Source organism: Methylibium sp. (assembly GCF_013817345.1).
In the GTDB taxonomy this organism is placed as follows: Bacteria; Pseudomonadota; Gammaproteobacteria; order Burkholderiales; family Burkholderiaceae_C; genus Methylibium.
The window spans coordinates 1-4,529 of the sequence record NZ_JACDCW010000174.1; the positions used below are offsets into that span (position 1 = coordinate 1).

1 protein-coding gene and 1 pseudogene are annotated in these 4,529 nt (G+C 68.8%); both read left to right on the forward strand.

Going from position 1 to position 4,529, the window contains the following annotated elements; genetic code table 11:
• Nucleotides 1-483: pseudogene (locus H0W40_RS19325) on the forward strand (hypothetical protein); the annotation flags it as partial.
• Between the two features lie 8 nt (nucleotides 484-491).
• A partial coding sequence (locus H0W40_RS19330; protein WP_292449469.1) for a toxin TcdB middle/N-terminal domain-containing protein occupies nucleotides 492-4,529 on the forward strand: 4,038 nt, incomplete at its 3' end.

A 4,529-nucleotide genomic window follows, 5' to 3' on the forward strand; every position in this document is an offset into this window, starting at 1 on the left:
GCGCGCTTCGACCCCGACCTGCGGGAGCTGGTGCTGGCCGAGCTGGCCGCTCTTCCGCAGGCCAACCAGCGGCAACGGCCCTATCCCCTGCGTTGGCTGTATCCGGATGCCTTCTTCCTGTTCTACGGCTCTGGCGTGCTGGCGCTGCCGCTCGCACGCGGCGACTTCGCCCCGTCCGAGACCGACCCGCAACTCGCCGAGCTCAGCCTGGTCGTCGCAACGACGCCGCGCGCCCGCGCTGGCGGCCTCGTGCTGCACGTTGCAGCGCCCGGCAAGCCGGCGGTGCGCGTCATCACAGCCGCCGACGGCACGGTGGCGGTCGATGACCTGGCGGGCGCCGCGGGTGGCACGGCGCTGGGCGACTACCGCATCGAGCTCCAGGCCGCCGACAACCCGGGATGGGTAACCGATGGCGCGCTGGCCCTGTCGGCGATCGACAACATCGCATTGGTGCTGTCCTACACCTTCACGCCGCGCAGCTGAGGCCGGCCATGTCGATCGACGTCGGATTCGCGAGCCAGGCGCCTTCGTTGCCAGGAGGCGGTGGCGGCCTAGACGGCCTCGGGGAGACCTTTACGCCTGACTTGCACAGCGGCACAGGCGCTTTCAACGTCCCCCTCGGCTTGCCCAACGGCCCCAACGACATTGGACCGAAGCTGTCCCTGCGCTATGACTCGGCGTCGAGCAACGGACCGTTCGGCATGGGCTGGTCTTTGCAGCTGCCGCGCATCCTGCGCACCACGATGATCGGCCGGCCGCGTTATGACAACAGCGACATCTTGGTGCTCGAAGGCTCGGGACCTCTGGTACGCCTGCCCGACGGCAGCCTGCGCCCCGAGGTCGAAACCGGCGACTGGCGAATCGAACGCCTGGGCGACGGTTTCCGGGTCACGGATCGCGCCGGCACGCGCTATGAGCTTGGCACCAGCGCGGACAGCCGCATCGCCGGACTGGCCGGCGGCACTTGGGCCTGGCTGGCACACCGCGTGGAGGACAACCTCGGCCAGACGGCCACTTTCACCTGGCGCGCATCCGGTGCCCAGCGCTACCTTGACGAACTGACCTACGGGCCGTACCGGGTCGAGTTTCACCATGAGCCGCGGCCCGACCCGCTTCGCTGGGGCCGCGGCGGCTTCCTGCTTCAGACCGACGAGCGCTGTGCGAAGGTAGAGCTCCACCTCATCGGCGCCGCACACAGCCTCGTGCGGCGGTGGGACATCGGCTATTCCGTCGCGCAACCGAACGGCGCCTCGCTCCTCAGCTCGATCACACTGTCCGGCTTCGACGACGACGGTGCGTCGCTGTCCGCACCGCCGCTGCGCCTGGCTTACACCGAGCCTGCCGCGCCTCGCCTGCAGCGCATGGGAGCGCTCGACGAAGGCGCCCTGCCGCCGGGCTTGGGCGACCGGGGTCGCGTGGAGTTGGTCGACTGGAATGGCAACGGGCTGCCCGACGTGCTCGAGATCGGCATAGCGGGCACCGCCCGCGTGTGGCCAAACCTGGGCGGCCTGTGGGGTCGCCCGCGCAACGCCGGTCTGGTGCCGCAGTTGGCGAGCACCGGTGCCCAAGCTGCCCTCGTGGACATCGATGGCGATGGCTTGGCCGACGTGGTCCGCGTTGACCAACCGCTGCGCGGATACCAGCCGCGAACGTCTCAGGGTTTCGCACGGCCGGTTGCCTGGGGCGAGGCACCAGCATTGGCGCTGGCCTCACCAAGATGCCGCCTTGCCGACTTCGACGGCAACGGCCTGATCGATCTGCTGTGGAGCAATGGCAATGCGTTGATGCTGGCGCAGCGCAACGAGCGCGGCGACTGGCAGCCGACTCCCGTGGTCGTGCCCGCGACGCCGGCTGGGCCCCCGAGTGACTTGGCCGACCCTCACGTGTTCTGTGCAGACATGACCGGCGACGGCTCGCCGGATGTCGTCCGGGTCGATGGGCGAGGAGTGACGTATTGGCCCTACCTCGGCTTCGGTCGGTTTGGCGATGCGGTGTCCATGACCACCCCGCCGCGCCTGCCCTTCGATGTCGATCCAAACCGCGTCTTCGTGGTCGATCTCGATGGCGACGGATGCGCAGACGTGATTTACGTGGGCGATGGCCTCGTGCGCTGGTGGCCGAATCGCTGGGGCAGTGGATTCGAGGCGCCGCGCGAGATCGAGCATCTTCCGACGGAAGCAATGCGGGATCTGCGCGTCGCCGACCTGTTCGGTACCGGCAGCCCCGGCCTGTGCTGGACGGCCACGCTTGCGTCCGGTCGTGCCCGCTGGTTCGTGCTCGATCCTCTGGGCGGCGTCCGCTGTGGGCTACTGAACGTCATCGACAACTCCATCGGCCGCCGCACGCAGGTTAGCTACTCCACCTCAGCACTCGAGGCGAGCCGAGACGCCTTGCGCGGCGCTGCGTGGACCACCCGGCTGCCGTTCGTGCTGCCGGTGGTTGGCGAGGTCCGCATCTCGGACCAATCGGGCGGCGCCGACAGCGTCACGCGGTTCGCCTACCACGAGGGTCGCTACGACGGCGTGCTGCGCGAGGTCTGCGGCTTTGGCCGAGTCGAGTCCGAAGACGTCGGGGACGCAAGCGTGGCCACCCTGCGAACCACGCGCTGGTTTCACACCGGGCTGCTGCCGGACGGGACGGAACCGGCGACGCAGGCCGAGCGTCGCCGCTGGCGCGCGATCCGCGGACGGCTGTTCCGACAGGAGCGCACCGGCGAAGATGGCCGACGCTTCGACCGGCTCGCCCAGGACTGGGAAGTGGCTGACGCGACGGCGGGCTTCACCGTCGTGCCGCGCCTGCGCAGCAACACCCGCTTCACCTTTGAAGGCGCCCCGACCGCGGTGAGTTGGATCGTCAGCGAGCAGCTCGCCTGGGACCCCGAAGGCAACGTGACCGAGGCGGTCGAGCATAGCTTTGTCGAGGGACAGGCCGAGCCGACCGCCACGCTGCACACCTTCACCGACTACGCGGTGGACCCCGCCGGGCGCTTCCGCCAGCGCCTGTCTCGCGCAAGGCAAACGGACGGGGAGGGCACCCTGCTGGCGGAGACGCGCGCCGAATACGACCAACTGCCCTTGGGGCAAGTCGGCGCACAAGGGCTCCTTACTGCACGCGCCGCATTGGCACTCACCGACGCCGGGGCGGTGGAGGTGTACGGCGCTGATCCGCCTGACTTCGCAGCGCTGGGTTACACGCGCCGTGCCGGCACAAACGGGTGGTGGGTCGAGCTGGGCCGTTTCGAGCGCATGGTGGACGCCGACGGATTACACGGGCGCATCACCGGCCCGCGCGGCGGGGTGTCGGCGCTGCGTTTCGAGAGGGCGGGATGCTACCCAGTGCGCGTGCGTGACGCGATGGGCAACGAGGTCAGGGCCGAGTTCGACCTGCGTGTCTATCAGCCCACAGCGATCACCGAACCGTCCGGCGCGAGGTCCACCGCCCGATTCGACGCGCTGGCTCGGATGCTGAACAAGGTCGAGCCCGGCGACAGCGATGCAGAACCGACCGTGTCCTACACCTACGACACCAGCACCGTGCCGGTGCAGCTTGTTGTTTCGCACCGAACCTCTGCTGCCACGCCCCGCCGGACCGAACGCCAGTTCATCGACGGCAACGGACGGTTGATCGAACGGCGCGTATCGGACGCGTTGGGCGAGGTCATCGACGCTTGCAATGTCTTCGGACCGCGCGGCGTGCTGGCGCGAACTTACCTGACCCGCCGTCCGGCAGGCGCGGCCTATGCGGCTCCCGAGCCGGGCGATCCCCACACGGAGATCGTCTACGACGCCCTTGGACGCGCGGTGCGCACGATCCGCCCGGATGGTGCCATCGCCACTGCCCGCTACCTGCCCGGCTTGATCGAAGAAGCCGACGAGGAGGACAACCGCGCCGATGCGTCCGCGCAGCACACCGGCACGGTCACGCGCCGCTTCGTTGACGTGGCAGGGCGAGTCACGCGCATAGAGCAGTTGCTCGGGACGCAGGTGCTTACCTCGAGCGATACCTACGACGTCAAGGGGCGCTTGATCGAACACGTCGATGCCAGCGGCGTTCGCACTCGCTTCACCCACGACCTCCTGGGCCATGTGCTGCGCGTCGAGCGGCCTGAGCAAATCCAGGTCGCGGTGATTGACGCCAGCGGCAATACGGTGGAGTCGCGCACCGGTTCAGCGCGTGTGCTGCGCCGCTTCGATCTTGCGAACCGACCGATCGAAGTGCGCCATGGCAGCGCAGCCATGTCACCGGTGGCGCGCTACGTCTATCACGACAACGGCGCTCCGGCACCGGCCGATGCAGGGCTGCACACCGCCGGCGGACGGCTGGTGCGGGTCGACGACGAAGGTGGCGTCGTGCTGTACGACTATGACGAGCGGGGACGCATCTCCCGCAAGTCGATGCAATCGGCAACCGATGGGCCGCTGGTACTGCAAACCTCGCATCGCCCCGACGGTCTCATCGATCTCGTCACCTACCCGGACGGCACGCTCGCGCGCTACCGCTATGACGAGCGCGGGCGCCTGCACAGCATC